Here is a 20,739-nt window from a genome sequence, read left to right as displayed (position 1 = left end):
GTTACTTTGCTGTAAATTAAAAGAGACGGGTTGGAACAACAATGGACTATCAAAGCCAATATCGTGACTTAACTATTTATTACGACGCACTAAAAAAAGCAACAAAGCAAAGTGAAGCGGTACCAGACACCACTGAAAAATGGCTGGCACTCGTAGAAACGACCTTATTTGAACTACAAGAGCTTGCCCATATGGAAAAGGCTTATATGCAAAAATCAAGAACGATGAATAACCTAATTGAGTTGGTGTACTCCAGTGCCCCAAGCATGGACTAGCAACTAAAGGCTATTGCTGTTGAGTTTTGCATTGACAAGAGTGCTACTATTAGCACTCTTTTTTTCGCTAGAAATAGAGTTAAACAAATTTAAAGTTTGAAAAATTAGCAACTTAAGCTTTACGGCGCAGATAACCTGCGAAAGCTCAGAATGTTATGTGTGCTGCTGATAGGCCTTCAATGTAGCAAAGATCTCCTCAGACAGTTCAGCAAACACACCATGGAGCCGCTCTGATAGCACTTTTACATTGTCGAAGTCAGGGTCAGCAAGCATTAGAATTTCAAAGATTGACCACTCAGGCATAACCTCTTGATTCACCCATTTGTTACCCTGTAACTTTGTCCAATATTCAATTTGAACATCCTTTGTTTGCCCAAGGAGCCAAAGTTCGAATTGCACCTCTTGATGGTTCAACACCACTGCCAATTTGAGTTTGTGTTTTTTAAGGTAATCGTTTTGCAGATAAAAGTATGTAAAGTCAATATATCCGTGTAACACGTTTGCGACTGTAAACTGGCCTTTATACTGCTTACTGAATTCAGCTCTGAGACTTTGAACAATAGAGACGAGATCCTTATAGGTTCTCTGCAGTTCGCCACTTGCAAATGCCATTTTATAGGCAGGAATTCGAGCACTAAGACTTTTATTAGACATGTTGTCCTCTGAGTTTTTTAGGCACATAGACAGAATGCCCCACACACGAAGCTAGCTTTGCAAGGAGCCTGAGTCATCATTAGATTGTCAAATATCATATCAAACAATCAAAGTCGAGTGGCGCTTCATATACGCCAAGCTATGGTGTAAGTAAAAGAAGCGGGCTGTTTTGAACTATTGGCATAACTATAGTGCTAAGTTATACTTAAGAAGTCAGACAAGAGGTGTATTTGTGGCTGTTACTTCGGTGAAAAAAGCAAAAAATGTTCAAACATTTATACCTAAAATGAGCAACTTTGAAATAAGCGCTAAATACGAAGGTCTAAGCTTTAAAAAAGAGAGCGTGAGCAAATCAATTGCTGATTTAAAAGCAAAATATGCGAGATAAATACGGCGTTGCTCAGGATAGTTATTGTTATCCAAAATCTGACGTACTAGTTAATAAGCTTAATATTACAGATGCAAATGAGTTAGCGGAAGCTGAGCTAGCGGTTACCGCCTTTAGATATAGTAAATACTCTTCTACAATCAAATCCCTCCACGAATTTAGTTTAAATCATTTACGACATCTCCACTGATTTATTTCAAGATGTATATGATTGGGCTGGCGAGATTAGCACTGTTGACATTTCCAAAGGGGAAACTCGGTTTTGTACTTGTTCACGAATCAATGTTGAAGTACAAAAGCAGTTCCAGCAAATTGAAACATTGGATATAAACGCAGCTAAACCAGAAATCTTAGCCCAGCTTGCGGATATCTACTGTGAATTAAATATTATTCATCCCTTTAGAGAGGGCAATGGTAGAACTCAACGTTTTTTCTTTGAGGAGCTACTATTTTTCTTAGGCTTTTCTGTCAATTGGCCAGACATATCAAAAGATGAATGGGTTCAAGCAAATATAGATGGCTATTACGGTAATTTAAATCCACTAAACACCATCCTAACACTCGCGACGAGATAGCTTACCCCATACGTTTAATGCCTGAATTGTAGCGAGTGCTAATCCACATACAGCACGATATGTTAACAGCCCTATTTTGGTGCTGACTCAAGATACCCAACTTGTAGCGGAGCATTTCTTCGAGCTATAAACCCGATATAAAGTACCGCGACACACAGCAGCATAGGCACTGATTTTAAGTAAGCAAAATAGTCATAAAAAAAGGTTACTTCCCAGAATACCTTTGCGGTTTCTTCGTTTATACCTAAATGCTCCAGATTGCGCAGAAAGTTCTCCATTAAGGCTAAAAAATCTATTAACGCTAAGGTCAAAACTAAGAAATGTAATGGCCCCTCCGCATAGTTTTTTTCAAACACAGAGGCACTTCTTCCTCGGGTAAGCAACACTGCAAAAGCCATCCGATGTTTTAGTAAAAAGAGTAATAAAATGCTGAGTGATAGCTGGATAAAAAATGCACAAGAGTTTCCTATAAAATTGTTATCCACTACCGGATAAATAAAGTTCTCTAGTGTATATACAGCTACCGTTGAACACAAAAATACTACTACAAAGCAAAGCGTCAACAGCTGACTATTTTTGTCTTTGTAAGAGTAAAAGAACAAAACTAACAATAAGATAAATAAAGTAGATTCAAAAATAATTACGCCAAAAGCCGATCCCAAGATTAGCGTAAGAATACTGCCTTTGTCCTTCATATTGTCTGGGTATAGTCGTGAGAGCGCTTCAGTATCATCTAAAATATCGGCAAGCTTGACTCTACAGAGGTCGGCAAACCTCATTAACGTACCAAGCTTGAAGGAGCTAACGCCATTAAGGTAATTGTCTAGCGTTCGCATGCCAATCCCGAGGTGGCGACATATATCTTCTCGAGACATCCCGCGTTTATGCTTAAGACCCTTTATTAGTAATCCTATGCGTTGGCTTACCTCGTACTCTTCTGGCGTTTGCATCGACCTACCATTTCCTTATTCCGTGATTTACTTATCGACTTATTATTACGCGCTTTGGGGCTGCTGCGTATTTCTTTTCCGTGCGAGTATTCCTGCATAGAGGAGTACTAAACTGAGTAATAATGGTACGGCCTTAAGATACCTAAAGTAATCGTAAAAAAAGGTTAACTCCCAGAATATTTTAGCTTTCTCCTCGTCGATTCCTAATCGTTCCAGATTACGAATAAAGTTCTCCATTAACGCCAAAAAGTCTATAGTGACTAGCATCATAGACAAAAAGTAGAGAGGAGCTTCAATAAGGCTTTTTTCGAAAACAGCTGCCGATTTTCCGCGGGTAACCAATACCGAGAACATCAACCTGTACTTGAGCAGAAGGAATAGTAACAGACTTAATGATAGGTGTAGCGAATATGCGTATACGTTCTGCATATAATAGTTTTCAGCTGCTGGAAAAGCGACATAGTTTAGCCAGTAGCCACCAATATTAGTTAGCACGTAGACCACAACAAAAATAGCAACTATGCATTGATTGTTTTTATCTTTGTATGAGTAGCAAAGCAGTAAAATTAGTAAAACTAAGAAAACGGATTCAAAGAGCATAACGGAAGCAAGAGAACCCAAAAGCAATGTTAGAATACTGCCCTTGTCCTTCATATTGTCCGGATACAGTCGTGAGAGCGCTTCTGTATCATCTAAAATATCGGCAAGCTTGACTCTGCAGAGATCGGCAAACTTCATTAACGTACCAAGCTTGAAGGAGCTAACGCCATTAAGGTAGTTGTCTAGCGTTCGCATGCCAATCCCGAGGTGGCGGCATATATCTTCTCGAGACATCCCGCGTTTGTGCTTGAGGCCCTTTATCAATAGCCCTATGCGCTGGCTTACTTCGTACTCTTCTGGCGTTTGCATCGCCTCGCTACCCTTCTATTTCCATGATTTACTTATCGACTTATTACTACGCGCTTTGGGGCTGCTGCATATTTCTTTTCCGTGCAAGTACCCCTGCATAGAGAAGTGCTATACTAAGCAACATCAGCGGGGCTTTAAGGTATTCATAATAATCATAGAAGAAGGTCAACTCCCAAAATATTTTTACCTTCTCTTCATCCATACCTAATCGATCTAAATTGCGAATAAAATTATCTATTAGCGCACAAAAATCAACAACTGCTAGGATCAGAGCAAGGAAGTAAAGTGGAGCTTCAACAAGGCTCTTCTCAAATACTTCGGAAGATCTTCCTCGCGTGATAAGCACCGCAAATTTCATTCTATATTTAATTAAAAAGAGCAAAAATAAACTTAGTGCCAAGTTTATTGAAAAAGCGTATACATTTTGAATGAAGCTATTAGCAGCTGCGGGGAAAACAACGTATTTAAGCCAGTAACCAAATGCATTACTTAATGCATAAATCACTACAAAAATTGCGACCATACATTGATTGTTTTTGTCTTTGTATGAATAGCAAAGCAACATAATTAACAAAAACAAAGTGATTGACTCAAAAAGCATTGCCGTTGCAAGAGAACCGAAAAGCAATGTAAGAATACTGCTTTTGTCCTTCATATTGTCTGGATACAGTCGTGAAAGCGCTTCGGTATCATCCAAAATATCAGCGAGTTTAACTCTGCAGAGGTCAGCAAACTTCATTAACGTGCCAAGCTTAAAAGAGCTAACACCATTAAGGTAGTTGTCTAGCGTTCGCATGCCAATCCCGAGGTGGCGGCATATATCTTCTCGAGACATCCCGCGTTTATGCTTTAGACCTTTTATTAACAGTCCTATGCGCTGGCTTACTTCGTACTCTTCTGGCGTTTGCATCGCCCCGCTTTCCCTTTAACCAAAACACCAAATTAACCCAAACATTACATTTTGTTTAATATAAAGACAAGTACATGTTCTAAATAGATGAGAGCAGCATAGGTATTGAGGTTGAAACATAACTAGGGGAATAAAATGCTCATGCTTTCTAACTGTGGCAGGTGTTTGCAATATAAAATTGAAACGCAGTATTCGAAAGCTACTGCGTTTACATAAGATTTAGCTAATTTTGGATTGGTTGTCTTTTAGTTCTAACTACCAAGCCAACATACAATAAAGTAACGCAGAGCAACATTGGAACAGCTTTTAGGTATGCAAAATAGTCATAAAAGAACGTCCACTCCCAGAATATTTTTGCAGTTTCTTCATTGATGCCTAAATGCTCAAGGTTACGGATAAAGTTCTCCATTAAAGCCATAAAATCAACAAAGACTAGAAATATTACTAAAAGGTATAATGGACCCTCAGCATAATTCCTTTCAAAGACTGAAGCTGACTTTCCTCGTGTCAATAGTACAGCAATTGTCATTCTGTGCTTGAGCAAAAAAAGCAACAACAAGCTAAGAACTAATTGAGTTGAGTAAGCGTAGATATTTTGAACATAACCACCTTCAACGCTTGGGATTACAAAATTTTTAAGAATATACATCGCGAAAGAAGACAAAATAAATACAGAAGCAAAGCACATTGTGAGTAATTGACTATTGTCATCGTTCTTAGCCAAACATACTATTCCGATCAACATCAAAGACATCGCAACTTCAATAAATGGTGCACTCATCAGTGATACTAAAACAGCAGCGCCAATACATGTTAGCAAAGCTAAATTAAATATACTTTTCATATTGAACCTTAACCTTGGTTATCTGATGAAGATTTTGCCTGTGCAACTTTTGGAGATTCTCCTGAAACAGTACCAACCCCGCCATAAACTTGATTGCACAATGAACGACTAAGGGCTATTTTTATCGGCTTTTTCTGTGCAGCCTTCATTGTTCTTTTCCTCATGTTTTTCTCCATACAGGCTAGAGAGCTTATCTGTATCTTCTAAAATATCTGATAACTTTACTTTACAGATTTCAGCAAACCGAAGCAATGTCCCAAGCTTAAAGGAACTAGAGCCATTTAAATAGTTATCAAGGGTCCTGTCACCCACACCTAAACGCCGGCTAACCTCTTCTCGGGTCATCCCTTTTTTGCGCTTTAGCCCCCGTATCAGTCGGCCGATACGTTGGCTTACCTCGTATTCTTCTGGCGTCTGCATCGCCCCACCATATCTCTCAATCACCCCAACCAAGTTAACCAAAAGTTTACATACAGTTAAATATAAAGACAAGTAGATGACAGTACTATTTTTAGGTGCACACTCGCAAAACAACCCAAAATAGAAACAAACTTACCATTATATTTGAATTTTTGGTATCAATTGATTTAAGTAACCCCTACTACACCCGCTTATTTACTATTTTGCAGATCATAAAAAATCAATAATTAAAAACACACAGACTTCTCTATTTTTATGGGAAAATCTTCACATTATTGTGTAGGCGCAGCATTTGCTTTATTTAAAACCTGCTTACGGCGCGCTGTTATTCCTGCGTATAAAACAAACATACAGAGCAGATAAGGCACGGCCTTAATATAAGCAAAGTAATCAAACATAAAGGTCAGCTCCCAAAATGGTTTGGCAACTTCTTCATCTATACCTAAATGCTCTAGGTTACGGATAAAGTTTTCCATCAATGCGGCAAAATCAATCAAAGCTAACGTACATGCGAGTGCATAAAGCGGCGCGTCTACTTGGTTCTTCTCAAAAATGCTGGCTGAATTCCCTTTGGTAAACCACGCACCTAAAAACATTCTGTATTTGATCATTAACGCAAGCAGTAAACTCAGTAAAAGTTGAGTTGCAAAAGCATAGATATTTTCAATGTAATAGCTTTCAATAGCTGGGATCAATACAAATTTAAGCCAGTAAACAACGGCGATTTCTAACGAAAAAGCAAATATAAAAATTGCAACAATGCTTTGGCTATTCTTGTCATTACGCGCATAAAAAAATAACAAGATCAGTAGTGCTATGAAGATAACTTCAAATACTAAAACGCTGACAATAGAGCTCATAAATAGCAAAAAGATATTGCCTTTGTCTTTAATATTCTCAGGATACAAGCGCTTCAGCGCCTCGGTATCATCCAAAATATCAGCCAACTTTACCTTGCAAAGATCCGCAAACTTTAACAATGTCCCAAGTTTAAATGAGCTCACCCCGTTTAAGTAATTGTCTAACGTGCGCGAACCTATACCTAAACGTTTACAGACATCTTCTCGGGTCATACCTCTGGTACGCTTTAACCCAAGTATTAACCTACCTATCCGCTGGCTTACCTCATATTCCTCTGGCGTTTGCATCTGTCCACCATTGTTTTACGTTAGCTCCCTTGAAATTAACCCAAACATTACATTTAGTTAAATATAAAGACAAGCTTCTCTCGATAAATTGCAATGAAAAAACAATAAAACACTCAATACTCCGCCAACTTTGCGTAATTTGGAACATTTTCATCGCTTTTCACGCTTAGCCGTTCTTTAAAGACAAACCTTATTGAGGGTATGCCCCTCATAGCCCTGAGTAATCCGCAGCCGGCGTTTTAAAAAGATCGCTGGGTAAACCAGCTCCTACGAGGGGGTGTGGAGTCAGTATAAGGTGCTTTGTGCAGCGGTTGGTGCCTTATAAAGATCGCTGAGTGAACCAGCTCCTACGCGGTGGTGTGGAGTCAGTATAAGGTGCTTTGTGCAGCGGTTGGTGCCTTATAAAGATCGCTGGGTAAACCAGCTCCTACGAAGGGGTGTGGAGTCAGTATAAGGTGCTTTGTGCAGCGGTTGGTGTCTTATAAAGATCGCTGAGTGAACCAGCTCCTACGCGGTGGTGTGGAGTCAGTATAAGGTGCTTTGTGCAGCGGTTGGTGCCTTATAAAGATCGCTGAGTGAACCAGCTCCTACGCGGTGGTGTGGAGTCAGTATAAGGTGCTTTGTGCAGCAGTTGGTGCCTTATAAATATCGCTGGGTGAACCAGCTCCTACGCGGGGGTGTGGAGTCAGTATAAGGTGCTTTGTGCAGCGGTTGGTGCCTTATAAAGATCGCAGGGTGAACCAGCTCCTACGCGGTGTGGAGTCAGTATAAGGTGCTTTGTGCAGCGGTTGGTGCCTTATAAAGATCGCTGGGTAAGCCAGCTCCTACATGGGGGTGTATCGCTCGGTAAACCAGCTGCAATATTAAAAGGTGGTAGTTATGCTTTACAAAAAAGTACAGTTGTTCTATTTTAATAAAAGTACAAGTGTTCTTTTTAGAGGTCAGGATGAAATTCAGCTACTTTAATGACAAAGACGGCTCGCTTATCACCAAGATAAGCCGGGGTGTCACAGGGCTTATGTGCACGCTTGCGCCACCTATCACTTCGAGGTTAGGTCAGGTATTACTGATGAGCCCGCATGGTAAGCGTCAATATCAGTTTAAAAATAAAAAACCCAATGGTGAGTTCAATATTCTGACCTCGCTTGGTCGCGTTCATGTAAACGTGTTTGGCCTTGGTCCGAAGACCGTTGTGTTGAGTCATGGTTGGGCCGATAACAGCAGTTGCTTTGATACCTTGATCCCAGAACTCGTTGCGGCAGGGTTTTGCGTTATGGCGATTGATCATGTTGGTCATGGACAATCTCATGGTAAGCAAGCCCATTTGCTGGCTTTTGTTGAGGCACTGGATACTCTAATTGAAAAGCTAGAAGCCGATCGCCATGATATCGTGGCTTTGGTGGGCCATTCTATGGGCGCTGTGGCGCTGATGAACTTACCAGATTATCGCCTAGAAAATCGCGTGGTTATTAATGTTGCAACTCCCGTGCAGTTTTTTGAGCTGATGTTTGAGCGCGTCGCGCGAGCGGGCATTTCTGAAAAAATGCTGCACCAAGTGTTAGGCGCTATCACCACAAGGTATGGCACGCATTGGCATTTGATCCGAGATAAATTCCACGACGGTGTACTTAAATTTAAGCCGACATTTATTCACGATACCGAGGACCGATTTGCGCCATTTGAACACGTAGAGTCGCTTATCGCAGCCACTCCTGAGCGTTTAATCCAAACCTCAGGCCTTGGACATCGCCGCATTTTAGGCGATACTGGCGTTATTCAACGTATTACTCAAAGAATAGCTGCATAAGTGATGAATAAAGGCGAGAGAACGAGACAAACCATTTTAGAGCAAGGTATGCGCTTTAGTAGCCAATATGGCTTGATAGAAGTCACTATTGGTTCTATGGCCAAGCTTTGTGGCTTGTCTCGCAGCGGGCTTATCTCGCATTTTGACAGTAAAGAAGATATGCAGTTAGCGATCCTCGATTACTGTGAAGATCAATTTATGCTGCATGTCGTCGCACCGGCACGACACCAAGACCCCTAGTGCAACTCAAAATGCTCTTTTCTATATGGGCAGACTGGACTCGTGAACTATTTAATGAACCACATTCAACTTGCCCGTTTATCAAAGCGTTGGTTGAATTTAATTGCCATACAGACAGCCCGATTCATACCAAGGTTACCGAGCAACATAACCGATTATTTAGCTATATTAAGCATAAAATTGTGCAAGGGATAGAAAGCGGTATTTTTCATCCTGAGCTTGATGCACAGTGCGCGGCGTATGAGCTATACAATTTGTATCTAGGCCATGCGATAGCAAAAAATACGGTACTAACAGAACATGCCAGCGAGTTGTTTAAACGTAATATTGAGCACTTACTTGAAAGTTACCAAGCTGATCCAAAAACACGGAGCGTATCTGCATGATTGAAATAATCTCTACCCCAAACCCTGATATTGTTGAGCAGCTTACTGAGCTATACATCGCGACTTTTTCAGCGCCGCCACGTAATGAGGAAATAGACCAAGTAGCCATTCGCTTGCTTATGGAAAAGGAAATCGAAGAAGGCGAAGTACGCGTTATTTTTGATGACTCAACGCAGCAACTTATAGGCAGTTTGTCGCTAGTGCCAATCGCGCATTTTAAAGATAAGGCGCGCTTTGATCTTACGTCAGGCCTGTACATTTCGAACTTTATGGTTGATGCGAATATTCGCGGTAAAGGAGTTGGCAAGCAATTACTGCAAGACACCTTAGCCACTACTCGCCAACCTATCCACACTCGTTGTCGAGTAGATGCCTTAGCAGTGAATCATTTATTTCAGCGCCATGGCTTTAAACTGGTTGCCAATTATACAACAATCATGAATAACTCGGTTGCGGCGCGTAATATCTACACCTATCAAGCTGAATAATCTGCGGATAATCCTTGGATTGTCATTGTTGATTAATACATTCACTCTTATACTTTGCCAAAGAGTCGTCGTGTAGAGTAATGAGATGCTAAGGTTTTTTTCGATTGAACACGGTGTAATTTCCGAAATGGAACCAAGCACCGACACCCCGATTGAAATAGCAATCAAAAACGCCCATTGGATAGATACTATTAATCCCACTGAGGAGGAGCGAGTTGCTCTGGCAAACACGCTAAATATTACCCTTCCTGGTGCGGATGATGTAGAGGAAATCGAAGCCTCTTCGCGCTGTTTTATCGACAGCGAAGGTCTGCATGTACACGCTTTGTTTATGTCTCCCAATGACGGGCGTTTTAATACGGTGACCGTGGCCTGCTTATTACAAAAAAACTGCTTATTAACCATTCGTGATGACGAGCTTGCGGATTTTAGGTTGCTGCGACTGCGTGCGCGTAAAGGGCAAGTAGCGTGCGATAACCCAAAACAGCTGTTAGTGACTTTGTTCGACCAAAAAGTCGAAAACCACGCGGACATGCTTGAGGATATGCACCACCAGCTTGAAAAGCTCAGTGCCTATGTGCTTGAGGAAGAAGACTCAGATCTAGAAGAAGCTGTTAGTCGTATTTCAAGGCTAGAAGATGCCAACGGTAAAGTGCGCTTATGTTTGATGGATACGCAGCGCAATATCTCGTTTTTAATGCGTCATGTGGGGGTGCAATCTGAGGAGCGAGAAACGCTACGGGAAGTCACACGAGATATCGAAACCCTAATGTCGCACTGCGCCTTTCTATTCGATAAAGTGAATTTTTTGATGGACTCTACGCAGGGTTTTATCAATATCGAACAAAACCAAATTATTAAAACCTTTTCCATTGCCTCTGTCGTATTTTTGCCGCCCACAGTGGTTGCCAGTGTGTATGGGATGAATTTTAATAATATGCCAGAGCTAAACTGGGCTTGGGGCTATCCTTTTGCCATTGCTATTATGCTGCTCTCTGGTTTTGCGCCTTATTTATTCTTTAAACACAAAGGTTGGCTGTGAACTTTGGTTAATCTAGAGGTGTAGCTTCATTTCCAGCAGGCAAGGTGTAAATCCCGCTTTTTCATAAGCGCGAATTGCTGCGGCGTTACTACTGTATACATCAAGGTAAAAGTCGTTGACGTTTTGGGTTTTACACCAAGCGATTAAGTGCTCCATGCTCTCTTGATTTAAACCTTTACCACGATGCTCTGGTGTTACATACATAAAACCAAGATAACCATGCTGCGTGTGCTGTAACTGCTGTTTAGACGCCCTTATCTGCACATATCCTGTTGCGACTATTTGCTCTGACACTTCACCAACAACCACTAACGTATTTGAACAAGTGAGTAATTTCTCAAGATCATAGTATTTGGCGTCTTGCGATTTGATTGCTGCGTTATACGGACGCTCTGCTTCAACCACTTGCTGTTCTAAGTCTAGAAGTTTAGTTAACCTGAGCTGCGGATAATTAATGCCTTTCTAGCAGCCAGTTTTAGCGCTAACTGCGTTGAATTCACTTCCAATAGCCAGCTATTGGTGCGTAAATTCGCCTTGCCTACAGGATGTAGGTACCTTAGCGAGAGCAGGACGCGGAAGCGGTGTTTTCCCTAAAAGTCTCTGGCTAGAGAAGGAAAAAACTAAGTTGTGCTTTAGCAACAATGAGTTGGAACATTCCTTATCCAAACCTCAGGTTAGTTAAGTCGTTGATGGTGGCTGGTCTAATTCTCATATTTTTTCCTTAAAAAAAGCCACCTTAGCTTAACTAAGGTGGCAAAGCCACTATCTACAGTGTTAAAAATTGTCAGGGACTACATGAGTAGGCTCATTCCTTTTCCGAATCTCAGGTTAAGTATTAATGGTCGTGAGACTCCTCTGCTGCAATACCAAGCCATACTAGTTTTTCTGGTACGTAATCTAGCTCAAATGTGTCTACCAGTTTGGCTTCTTCTAAATCAAACTTTTTAATTTGTTTTGCAATTGGGTCGCTCACATATACTGCTTGTTCTGAATGAGAAAATGTAATTTGGAAGCCATGACCTTCTGGCATCGTAGTTAAATCAGCATCACTTACTTGTACTTCACCTGCGGCTTCAAAATGGTGCTCGCCATCATGATCATGACCGGCAAAAATGCTGAGTTTACCTGAGGTATCCATCACCACAACATGCTCACCCGCAAAGCTAAATCCAAAACTAGCAATGCGATAGTTATCACTTACTTGCCATTCAAGCTTCTCGATATGGCCATGCTCAGGGTCAACCATCAGCACATCATTACCTGCTGATGCGATAAACTGCTCTGCATCATGGTGGCCTTTAAGGGTGCCAATTCGCTGCCCGTCAGCAAAGTAATCTGGGTTAGCTAGTTTTACTGCACTAAAGCTTTCACCTTGCTGAGTGATAAGCGCAACACCGTCACCGCAACCAAATGCCACAGCTTCTTCATTTTGCGCGCTGCCGTGAAGTGCAGGACAACTTACGTTAAATACCTGCTCTTGATGAAAATGGTCACCATGCGCATGATATAAACCAATTTGCGAAGGTAGAGAAGTTTCGGTTTGAGGGTCTCTGATTGTGCTAATTAAAAATTCACCTCTAGCTTGCGCTGCACCGTGCATGTAAGTGTCGTAATGTAATGCAGCGACTTCGCTTTGCTCGCCGCTAATATGCGCTTCACTAAACATCGCGGCACTGGCATTTTGTTGGCTGTCTTTGTCGCCATCTGAGAACACAGCAATACCCGACTCGCCCACTGTAACGTGTGTTGGCTTCACTGATTCTAAATGGAACGAAGCAAGTGCAGGCGCTTCTTCATGAGTATGGTGATGATCGCCATGCTCCTCTTCATATAAACCGCCATCAATAAATTCTACTAAACCTTGGTCACGTTGCACCAAGACAGCAAAGCGGTGATTTTCAGAGCTATATACATATTTTGGATAGTGGGTAACGCCAATCGAGTCGATAAGTGATTTATCCGCCGTTGAGTACACATTCACAACGTTACTTTCAGCGCTAGTAACTAACAGACGACCATTTGCGTCTGCGATCGTATCTCCATGATCGTGATCATCATGACCATCATGACCATCGTCATCGTTGCCATTATCTTGTGCTGGCGGGTCTACTTTTACGATTGTGTGCTCAGTACCACCACATGCAGAAAGAAGAATTGCAGAAATGGCAACTGCCAAAAGTTTACCTTTTAATACCATGAGAGAGATCCTATTTTTATTTATGTTATACCATAACTTTAAATATGTTATCTTATAACAAAACCAAAAACAACACCTCGACTAATTACCTATTTTACACACAAACTCAATAGTGAAGTATGAAATCCAATTGTCACGACCAAACAAAGACTAAACTGCAGATAACAAAATGCCTTTGGGTAAACGCAAAAACAGGATTGTGGCAATAGGTACTATTTCAACTTATACCTCCGCTGGTACAAACTTTATGAGTCAAAACTTGATGATCACCATTGTCTTTCTGTTGGTGTCATTTCCTTGTGTTGGGATCAGGTTAGTGCTTGGTTCATCGCTGCAACATGTATTAAAAAAATGAGCAAAGCCTTGGATGGTTTAATTTTGTGATGGCTGCATTACTTGTGCTTTCAGTAATGCCAATCGTGCTGGAGATCTTTGCAGGATAATCCCCTGCAAAGATTACCGTGTTATTGTTACTTGTTGTCCGCTTTTTACCGACGGGCGATCACCCACACTGCATGCACAATTCCTGGTATATAACCCAACAATGTCAGCAAAATATTTAACCAAAAAGCCCCGCCAAGACCGACTTGCAAGAATACACCAAGTGGTGGAAGCAGGATTGCAATTATGATCCTCAATAAATCCATTGTTCTCTCCTAAAAGTTATAGACGCTTTCATTCTGCATGGGTTATGCCAACTCAAAGGAATGCCTTTTGCATTAACCCAATAACAGTATAGGAGATAAAAAATGCCAGATTGGATTAATATTGATTTAGCACTCATTTGGTATCACTTTTACCAAATTATTTTTGCATTTTTAGTTAACCTGAGCTTGGGATAAGAAGTTAGTTAACTTATTAAAAGCGATAAGTTCAAAAAACACCTTTCCACCCTACCTTTGGCTATTAATAGAGAAAGTCGCTCTGATAGTGCGGGGCTTAGAACATTCCCATTAGTCGCTATTTCCTGTTGTGCTTTTATTTTAACAAGTATGGATGTATTTGAGTCACATGAAGCGCAAGCAAGAGTAATGTACGGTGTCATTACTGGAATTGGCTTTATTGGTGGCGGCTCTATTGTGAAAAATGATAATTCCACACATGGCACAGCAACCGCTGCAGGTATTTGGTTAACCGGGGCAATAGGGATCTCAAGCGCTTATCAACGATATGAAATTGCAATTGTATTAAGCGCGGTTGGTTTTTTGGTGTTTCGCTTACTAGAGCCTTATAAAAAACCTTCGAGCTCTCAATAGACTTACGTTGAACCTTTCGTTCTTTTGTTCGAGACTTGGCGCTTGAGCTCTAACTTTTCACCAAAGAAGTACTCGTAAGCTAAAATAGCGATAAAATAAAAGAATCCAAAAACGCTGATATCGATAAGCAATTTACCGAAGTCAAAGGGATCTTCGAATAAAAAATATTCAAAATCAGTAAGATAAAAAACTAATTTAGTCAAAAAAAGTGCGGGTAAAAGTGAAATAACAAATTTCAAATTAATGTCCTTTTAATTTGCCTGAAGTACTATCCGAAGTGCAGTTTACCTGCTTTCTTCCTAGATTGCACGCAATATACATTTTATTTCGATAGTTTACAAAGAGTTACTATCTTATTAGCTGAGCACTAAGCTCAGCTAATAACGAAACATCAAAACTTGATAATAGTTGAAACCGCTTCCTCGTTTGCCGTTTCAATAGACATTTTCAGTTCACGATTTTGCCAATCTATATCTATCAAGCCGTAGTTACTTCCCGATTTATTAATCAAATGGCGGTTAGATGTTGTCAACTTTGCGATGTCTTTGCTTATTGCACCAACTCGTCCGGTTGGAATACTGGCACCTGCTGGCGCACAGTTGCCCCACTCACCTTCAATACCTTTTTGGTTATCATCCACTTGGGTATAACACCAGGGCTTATCGTTGTCTCGCGTAATACAACCTTGGTAGGTTACACCTGCATATTTGAACGGTAACTGACATGCTTTGGCAAAATTGCCATCCCCTTTGTCATCTGCGTAGATCGGTAACCTTAATGGGTTTTCGATATGATAAGGCCAGTTTTGACCAAACCCTGATGCCGTCACTTCGTAGACGTTAACTGCTTGACCATATGTGCTGCTTGCGGGAATAGTCTTTTGCAAAAGCTCTCCCCAATGTTGATCGCCAGACAAAAACACGACGGCCTTAGTCTTACCTTCGTTCACTGATTTCTGTACCAACCTAAGCAAACGCTCTCTTTGTGCTGGCATTTCAGCCCAAGACTCATAACTAGTACCAGACATATTTGTTTCTTCTAATGACGCGATGGCAGCATTAAATGTTTTGCCGTCTCCATAAGCACAGTAGTTAGTTTTACTTCTGCCTTGATGCAGCGGAGGCAGTACTTGAATGCCGCTTGCAATGAGCTTGATTTCTGATGGCTTTTGTAACTCTTGCTCAAGCCATTGCCACTGCGCCTCTCCCAATATGGTGCTACTTTCACCTTCACACGCACCGTAACTTGAAAAGGTTGGAGAGCGGAAGTAACGGGCATCCAATGTGATCACATGTGTGGTTTCGCCCGAGCCACCCAGCATTTTGGCTTCGTAAATACCAGCTTGACCGTTTAGTCTTGGGTCAGCCTTATCAACATCAAAGTGGCGTAAGTATTCTTTCTGTGCGTTTACTCTCTGTGGATAATGTTTGCCTTCATTGTTCCAACCAAAATCGTGGTCATCCCAAGTCGCCATCACTGGGATCTTAGCCTCTAAAAACTTGCGATATTCACTATTGTTCTTTTTATCATCGTACTTCTGACGCATCACTGCCATATCGGTGGTATCTGCGTAGATATTGTCCCCTAACCAAAGAAATAGGTCCGGTTGTTGACCAATTAGTTTAGCGAGCGCTTCGGGCATATCTCCTTTGGTTTTGAAACATGAGCCAAGTGCAACTCTATCTAATCGCTTACTTTGTAGCGGTTGAGTGTGAGCTAAAAGCGCTGGCGGCGCTTCTGGCTGGCATTCTTCCCAGCCGCCTTCTTCAACATAGCACCAAGGTGCGGTGTGATTTCGGGTTGTACAGCCATAAAATTTTTCACCCTGATACTCCGATGGCGTTTTACACGCTTTTCCGGTTACTGTTTTGAATTCTGGGATGGTTTCTGTTCTGACATGACCCCATGTTGCGCCTTCAATGCTTTGTTTTAAATAGCACCACTGCGAACCTGAATTATTTTTATCCGTCGTCCCTTGATACTGTGCGGCTAGATAGTTAAAAGTGGATTTACAAGACTCGTAGTGAACTTCAGGTTCTGCATTGGCGACGCTGCTCATGAGCATCAACACGACTGGCGTGAGAGTATAAGTTTTCATCGTTTCCTCGGTATTTGAATGTTGGCATCCTTGCGAGTTTTCCTTGCGGGAACGGAGTCTAATTCGGCAATGTTAAATTTAAGTTTAATATTTATTTCAAGTTCACATTTACTTCCGAATTCATGAAATAATACGAAAGAAACTCAATTAATTAGCCATAACTAGACCTTATGGCAAATGGTTAATTAGCCAATCAATAAATACTTGGATCCGAGCTCTTTTTGGTGAATAGGGATCGAATAACACATAGCGTTGCCATACCACAGGGTGAGGGATATCAAAAAGCTGCACAATAAGTCCAGCTTGTTGAAAGTCTAAAAATAGCTCTTTGGAGACGATTGCAACACCTTGGCCTTTAAGCGCCGCACTCAATGCCATGTCATTAGAAGAGACTCGAGTGTGTGGGCCTTTGGCACAAATACTTGAACCGCATATCCCCTGAGACTCAAACCACTGCTCCCAGCTTACTTTGTCATCGTCGTGGTGAATAAGGTTGCATCTTGCTAAATCACTCGGAGACTTAATTTGCAGCGCTTCTTTGTAGCTTGGTGAACAAACAGGGTAGTTACTATCTTCCCCAAGATATAACTGCTCAAGTCCGGCGGGACACGCTAACTCTTTCTTAGTAGAAAACCGGATCGCGATATCAATATGATTTAAACGAATATCTTCAAAGCGATTAGAGCCAAGCACACGAATTTGGATGTCGTCATGAGACTCGTAAAACGAAGATAAGTTAGGCATTAGCCATAAAGAGCAAAAAGACTGGGTTGACGTTATGGTCAAGCTACCAGCCAATTCTTGCGTTTGAATTTGATTTAATCCCCCAATAATGCGCTTAAACGCACTTTGAGTAGACATTAACAACACTTCGCCGGCTTCAGTTAAGTGCATATTGCGGCCTTTTCTTACAAAAAGCTTAACTGCAAGTGCATTTTCCAGTTGCCGCATTTGTTGACTTACTGCCGCTTGCGTAATGTTCAATTCGAGCGCAGCTTGAGTGTAACTTTGGAGCCGAGCAGCACTCTCAAAACAGCGTAGTGCACTTAAGTGCCTTAACCTCTTATCCATAAGCTCAACTTATATTAATTGTAATTAACTATCGTTGGTATCCTGCCATATTTTGACCCAAGATACAGTCATAAATTACTTAACCTGAACTCAGGTTACTCACTACTACGACAGGAGCAACAATGAATTATTGCAAATCAAAGCCAAAGTCACGGTTATTACACTGGTTAAATATAATCGGAGCTTATCTGAAGTTAGAACACACAGTGAAACATAAGTAGTTTCAATATGTGGAAACATAATTAAGTACGGTGGAGCCTGTTACAATTTTTGTTACACAAAAAGTCGACTAGTCCACCGCTACAATTTATTGATATTACTTAGTATTTTAAATATTGATCGGATAGCAAACCTTTATCCACACTCTTTTTGCAACAAGTTTTGTTAAAGTAAATGGAACATCGCATTCATTATGTGTTGTTCACACCTAGTGACAACATACAGCACATTGATTACAACAATAACAAATATGGATAAAGGATTTTTATGCTATCTAAATCTCTGATATGCAGTGCTATTTTACTAGCTACTAGTGCTTCTGTTGATGCCCAATCTAATGCTGAACTTCATCGTCTAGCCACCGTAGCTAAACCGATAGAACAAGCAGTCACATTTAACTTAGATCCATCTAAGGAGCGTTTTTCAGGACACACGACTATAAAACTTGAGGTGCTCAAAGCCACCCAATTTATTGAGCTCAACGGATTAGACTATGCAATCAACTCTGCTGAGTTAGTCGGAAAAGCGTCGTGTGAGCTCAGAGATAAAATGCTCGAAACCGGTAAAGTGAGACTAAGTTGCGAAAAAACACTGCAACCGGGTCGCTACACGCTTACTATTGACTATACCGCCCCTTACAATCGCAATAGCGTCGGTCTCTATAAAACCTTAGACAATGGCGTGCCTTACTTATTTACTCAGTTTCAGATGAGTGATGCAAGAAGAGCAATACCAACGTTTGATGAACCTGAGTATAAAATTCCATTTCAACTCACTATTACCGCCCCTGACGATCAAAAAGTATTCGCCAACACACCTGTTTTAGAGACCAAAAAGTCAAATGGCATGACCACCCACTACTTCGACAAGACGCCGCCCCTTCCTTCTTATTTAGTTGCCTTGTCCGTTGGCCCATTCGAAGTACTTGATGTTAAAGGGATGTCGGTTCCAGGTAACATTATTACCCCACAAAAGAAATCAAATCTTGCCGCTTATTCCATCGAAAACACGCCAAAGATACTCAAAGCACTTGAAGACTATTTTGACTTACCCTATGTCTATAAAAAACTAGACCAAGTCGCAGTCCCTGAATTTCCGTTCGGAGCAATGGAGAATGCAGGCCTTGTGACTTACCGAGAAGATATATTACTTATCGATCCAGCAACGTCGACAAGACAAGCGCAAACTTCGCATGTGAACGTTATTGCTCATGAGCTCGCACACCAATGGTATGGTAATCTAGTCACGATGAAATGGTGGAATGATCTTTGGTTAAACGAAGCATTTGCCACTTGGATGGCTGCAAAGATCACATTACAGTTGTTTCCTGAGCTAGAGACAAATTTATCCTTATCTCAACACAGTGCCATGCCCTATGACGCTCAAGCAACTACCTCACCGATCCGCAAACCGGTTATTACAGAGTCTGATGTAACAGACGGCTTGGGACTTGCGTACAGCAAAGGTAGCGCGGTACTTTACATGGTTGAGCAGTGGCTTGGGGAAGCAGTATTCAAACAAGGCATGCGCAATTATATCCGTAAATTTGCTTATAAAAATGCAGAAGCCAAAGATCTTTGGAATGAGCTGGGTAAAGTGTCTAATAAAGATGTTGCGACAGTGCTAAACTCATTTGTATCACAAGCTTCATTTCCACTTTTGACGATTAAGTTAGATGGTCAGAATGCCACCTTATCCCAACAACGTTTTGTAATAAAAGGGCAAGAAGCGGCAGCACAAACTTGGCATATCCCCATCACACTGCGCTATGGTAAAGGTGACAAAACGGCCACTAAGACAATACTTCTAGACTCCAAGACACAACAGATTAAATTAGACTTTGAGCCTGAGTGGATCTTACCAAACGACAATGCGACAGGTTATTACCGCTGGGATCTTTCTGAGTCTCAACTCGCAAGCCTAATATCACATGCCCCAAACAAGCTAAACGAGCGGGAGAGATTAGACTTACTAAGCAATGTTGACGCGCTGATGGAGTCTGGAAAAATAAATGCCAATGCGTTGATGTTAACACTCAGTGAGTTTATTAACGACACTCATCCCAAAGTAGCAAAGGCCGCTCTTACTCAATTACTATCACAACATAAACAGTATGAAGACGATTCAAATAAGTTACTTTGGAAGAAACTTTATACCACGTATGTTGAGCCTGCATTTTCTCGATATGGACTTGAGGCAAAGGCAAATGAACCAGCTGCCACATCGGAAATACGTGCAGCATTGGTTAGAGCACTGGCTTTCGAGACCAAGCATCAAACCATTATTACGCATGCCAAAAAACAAGCGAGTTTATATTTAACGTCACCTGATAAAGTTGACCCCTACTTGGCGAGAAGTTTCCTGCAAATAGCCGCTTACTACGGTGATGCTGAGCTGTTGAAGTCGTACAAAAAGGTTTTTGAAACGACTAATAACCCAACTCAACGTACTAACCTATTGCTTGCCATGGGGTATTTTGGTCCTCAAGAATTGCAACAACAAGTACTAGATTATGCCCTAAGCGAGCATGTAACTGCCTCCGACTTTAATTACATATTAAGTGGGAATGGTAAAGGCGATGAGCGAAAAGCGCTTTATCAAAAGTGGTTTTATCAGCACTTTGAGCGCTTAAAGGAACGCTTCCCTCCTTTTGCCAAGTCACAGCTACCTTTTTACCTTTTTTCGTACTGTGACGCAGATGCGCTAAAACAGGCGCAGCAGTTTTTTGGACCAATGCAAAACGAGATAGAAGGCTTAAGTAAATCACTTAAACAACTGGAATTGGCAACAAATACCTGCATTATGCAAAAGCAAAGAGAGCTAGTATCAGTTAACCAATTTTTGAATAACTTGTAAAAGACT

The 20,739-nt window shown here is 41.2% G+C and carries 23 protein-coding genes; 10 read left to right on the top strand and 13 right to left on the bottom strand.

Annotated elements, in window-relative coordinates; translation table 11 throughout:
* The first annotated feature begins 41 nt into the window (after positions 1–41).
* On the top strand, positions 42–275 hold the full coding sequence (locus CTT31_RS23240; RefSeq protein WP_010369844.1) for a hypothetical protein: 234 nt from the start codon (positions 42–44) through the stop codon (positions 273–275).
* Between the two features lie 153 nt (positions 276–428).
* On the opposite strand, the gene CTT31_RS23235 is transcribed toward CTT31_RS23240, so the two are convergent.
* A complete protein-coding gene (locus tag CTT31_RS23235) occupies positions 429–929 on the bottom strand; it encodes a DUF7000 family protein (RefSeq protein ID WP_260492664.1) in 501 nt (166 codons plus the stop codon).
* 232 nt (positions 930–1,161) lie between these two features.
* Here CTT31_RS23235 and CTT31_RS23230 point away from each other — a divergent pair, with 232 nt between their 5' ends.
* Entirely contained in the window at positions 1,162–1,317 is a 156-nt protein-coding gene (locus CTT31_RS23230) for a hypothetical protein (protein ID WP_017217632.1), read from the top strand.
* 167 nt (positions 1,318–1,484) lie between these two features.
* Entirely contained in the window at positions 1,485–1,892 is a 408-nt protein-coding gene (locus tag CTT31_RS23225; protein ID WP_312026975.1) for a Fic/DOC family protein, read from the top strand.
* 71 nt (positions 1,893–1,963) lie between these two features.
* Here the strand turns inward: CTT31_RS23225 and CTT31_RS23220 are convergent, their stop codons facing one another.
* From CTT31_RS23220 to CTT31_RS23195, 6 genes are all read right to left on the bottom strand, one after another.
* Positions 1,964–2,842, bottom strand: coding sequence for a helix-turn-helix domain-containing protein (locus tag CTT31_RS23220; protein ID WP_260492663.1), 879 nt, complete (start codon positions 2,840–2,842; stop codon positions 1,964–1,966).
* 45 nt (positions 2,843–2,887) lie between these two features.
* Positions 2,888–3,751 carry a helix-turn-helix domain-containing protein gene (locus tag CTT31_RS23215; RefSeq protein WP_222244073.1) on the bottom strand — a complete coding sequence of 288 codons (864 nt, stop codon included), beginning with the start codon at positions 3,749–3,751 and terminating at the stop codon, positions 2,888–2,890.
* A gap of 46 nt (positions 3,752–3,797) precedes the next feature.
* Entirely contained in the window at positions 3,798–4,661 is an 864-nt protein-coding gene (locus tag CTT31_RS23210) for a helix-turn-helix domain-containing protein (RefSeq protein WP_260492662.1), read from the bottom strand.
* 223 nt (positions 4,662–4,884) lie between these two features.
* Positions 4,885–5,505, bottom strand: a complete 621-nt coding sequence (locus tag CTT31_RS23205) for a hypothetical protein (RefSeq protein ID WP_239981948.1) — start codon at positions 5,503–5,505, stop codon at positions 4,885–4,887.
* 108 nt (positions 5,506–5,613) lie between these two features.
* On the bottom strand, positions 5,614–5,925 hold the full coding sequence (locus CTT31_RS23200; RefSeq protein WP_370649653.1) for a helix-turn-helix domain-containing protein: 312 nt from the start codon (positions 5,923–5,925) through the stop codon (positions 5,614–5,616).
* 272 nt (positions 5,926–6,197) lie between these two features.
* On the bottom strand, positions 6,198–7,073 hold the full coding sequence (locus tag CTT31_RS23195) for a helix-turn-helix domain-containing protein (RefSeq protein WP_260492661.1): 876 nt from the start codon (positions 7,071–7,073) through the stop codon (positions 6,198–6,200).
* 946 nt (positions 7,074–8,019) lie between these two features.
* Here CTT31_RS23195 and CTT31_RS23190 point away from each other — a divergent pair.
* The 5 genes from CTT31_RS23190 (at position 8,020) to corA (ending at position 11,036) form a co-directional block, all read left to right on the top strand.
* A complete protein-coding gene (locus CTT31_RS23190; protein ID WP_260492660.1) occupies positions 8,020–8,880 on the top strand; it encodes an alpha/beta fold hydrolase in 861 nt (286 codons plus the stop codon).
* A gap of 3 nt (positions 8,881–8,883) precedes the next feature.
* A complete protein-coding gene (locus CTT31_RS23185; protein WP_260492659.1) occupies positions 8,884–9,120 on the top strand; it encodes a TetR/AcrR family transcriptional regulator in 237 nt (78 codons plus the stop codon).
* An 11-nt stretch (positions 9,121–9,131) separates the two neighbouring features.
* A complete protein-coding gene (locus tag CTT31_RS23180; RefSeq protein WP_260492658.1) occupies positions 9,132–9,506 on the top strand; it encodes a TetR family transcriptional regulator C-terminal domain-containing protein in 375 nt (124 codons plus the stop codon).
* Positions 9,503–9,994 (top strand): GNAT family N-acetyltransferase, encoded by a 492-nt coding sequence (locus CTT31_RS23175; RefSeq protein WP_260492657.1) that lies wholly within the window; start codon positions 9,503–9,505, stop codon positions 9,992–9,994. The genes CTT31_RS23180 and CTT31_RS23175 overlap by 4 nt, the downstream gene beginning before the upstream one ends.
* 85 nt (positions 9,995–10,079) lie before the next feature.
* Complete coding sequence (gene corA, locus CTT31_RS23170; protein ID WP_045988330.1) at positions 10,080–11,036, top strand: magnesium/cobalt transporter CorA; 957 nt, start codon at positions 10,080–10,082, stop codon at positions 11,034–11,036.
* A gap of 12 nt (positions 11,037–11,048) precedes the next feature.
* Here corA and CTT31_RS23165 read toward each other — a convergent pair whose 3' ends face one another.
* The 3 genes from CTT31_RS23165 to CTT31_RS23155 all read right to left on the bottom strand — a co-directional run bounded on the left by CTT31_RS23165 (position 11,049) and on the right by CTT31_RS23155 (position 13,880).
* The gene (locus CTT31_RS23165) at positions 11,049–11,441 is read right to left on the bottom strand and encodes a GNAT family N-acetyltransferase (RefSeq protein WP_260492656.1); all 393 of its coding nucleotides are present in this window, start codon (positions 11,439–11,441) and stop codon (positions 11,049–11,051) included.
* A gap of 430 nt (positions 11,442–11,871) precedes the next feature.
* Positions 11,872–13,212, bottom strand: a complete 1,341-nt coding sequence (locus tag CTT31_RS23160) for a YncE family protein (protein ID WP_260492655.1) — start codon at positions 13,210–13,212, stop codon at positions 11,872–11,874.
* 509 nt (positions 13,213–13,721) lie between these two features.
* Positions 13,722–13,880: a YqaE/Pmp3 family membrane protein gene (locus tag CTT31_RS23155; RefSeq protein WP_010369885.1), complete on the bottom strand. Its 159-nt coding sequence runs from the start codon at positions 13,878–13,880 to the stop codon at positions 13,722–13,724.
* A 210-nt stretch (positions 13,881–14,090) separates the two neighbouring features.
* Here CTT31_RS23155 and CTT31_RS23150 point away from each other — a divergent pair, with 210 nt between their 5' ends.
* On the top strand, positions 14,091–14,489 hold the full coding sequence (locus CTT31_RS23150; RefSeq protein ID WP_260492963.1) for an MgtC/SapB family protein: 399 nt from the start codon (positions 14,091–14,093) through the stop codon (positions 14,487–14,489).
* A gap of 2 nt (positions 14,490–14,491) precedes the next feature.
* Here the strand turns inward: CTT31_RS23150 and CTT31_RS23145 are convergent, their stop codons facing one another.
* From CTT31_RS23145 to CTT31_RS23135, 3 genes are all read right to left on the bottom strand, one after another.
* Positions 14,492–14,728, bottom strand: a complete 237-nt coding sequence (locus CTT31_RS23145) for a hypothetical protein (protein ID WP_039496542.1) — start codon at positions 14,726–14,728, stop codon at positions 14,492–14,494.
* Between the two features lie 152 nt (positions 14,729–14,880).
* On the bottom strand, positions 14,881–16,587 hold the full coding sequence (locus tag CTT31_RS23140) for an alkaline phosphatase D family protein (protein WP_260492654.1): 1,707 nt from the start codon (positions 16,585–16,587) through the stop codon (positions 14,881–14,883).
* 168 nt (positions 16,588–16,755) lie between these two features.
* Positions 16,756–17,658, bottom strand: a complete 903-nt coding sequence (locus tag CTT31_RS23135) for a LysR substrate-binding domain-containing protein (protein ID WP_211856574.1) — start codon at positions 17,656–17,658, stop codon at positions 16,756–16,758.
* Positions 17,659–18,144: 486 nt separating this feature from the next.
* On the opposite strand from CTT31_RS23135, the gene CTT31_RS23130 reads away from it, so the two are divergent.
* Positions 18,145–20,733, top strand: a complete 2,589-nt coding sequence (locus CTT31_RS23130) for a M1 family metallopeptidase (protein WP_260492653.1) — start codon at positions 18,145–18,147, stop codon at positions 20,731–20,733.
* Positions 20,734–20,739 lie beyond the last annotated feature (6 nt).

Origin of the sequence: Pseudoalteromonas maricaloris (genome assembly GCF_024746855.1) — a bacterium.
In the GTDB taxonomy this organism is placed as follows: Bacteria; Pseudomonadota; Gammaproteobacteria; order Enterobacterales; family Alteromonadaceae; genus Pseudoalteromonas; species Pseudoalteromonas maricaloris.
The sequence above is the reverse complement of the archived record's forward strand: the minus strand, read 5'-3'. Positions and strand labels throughout refer to the sequence as shown.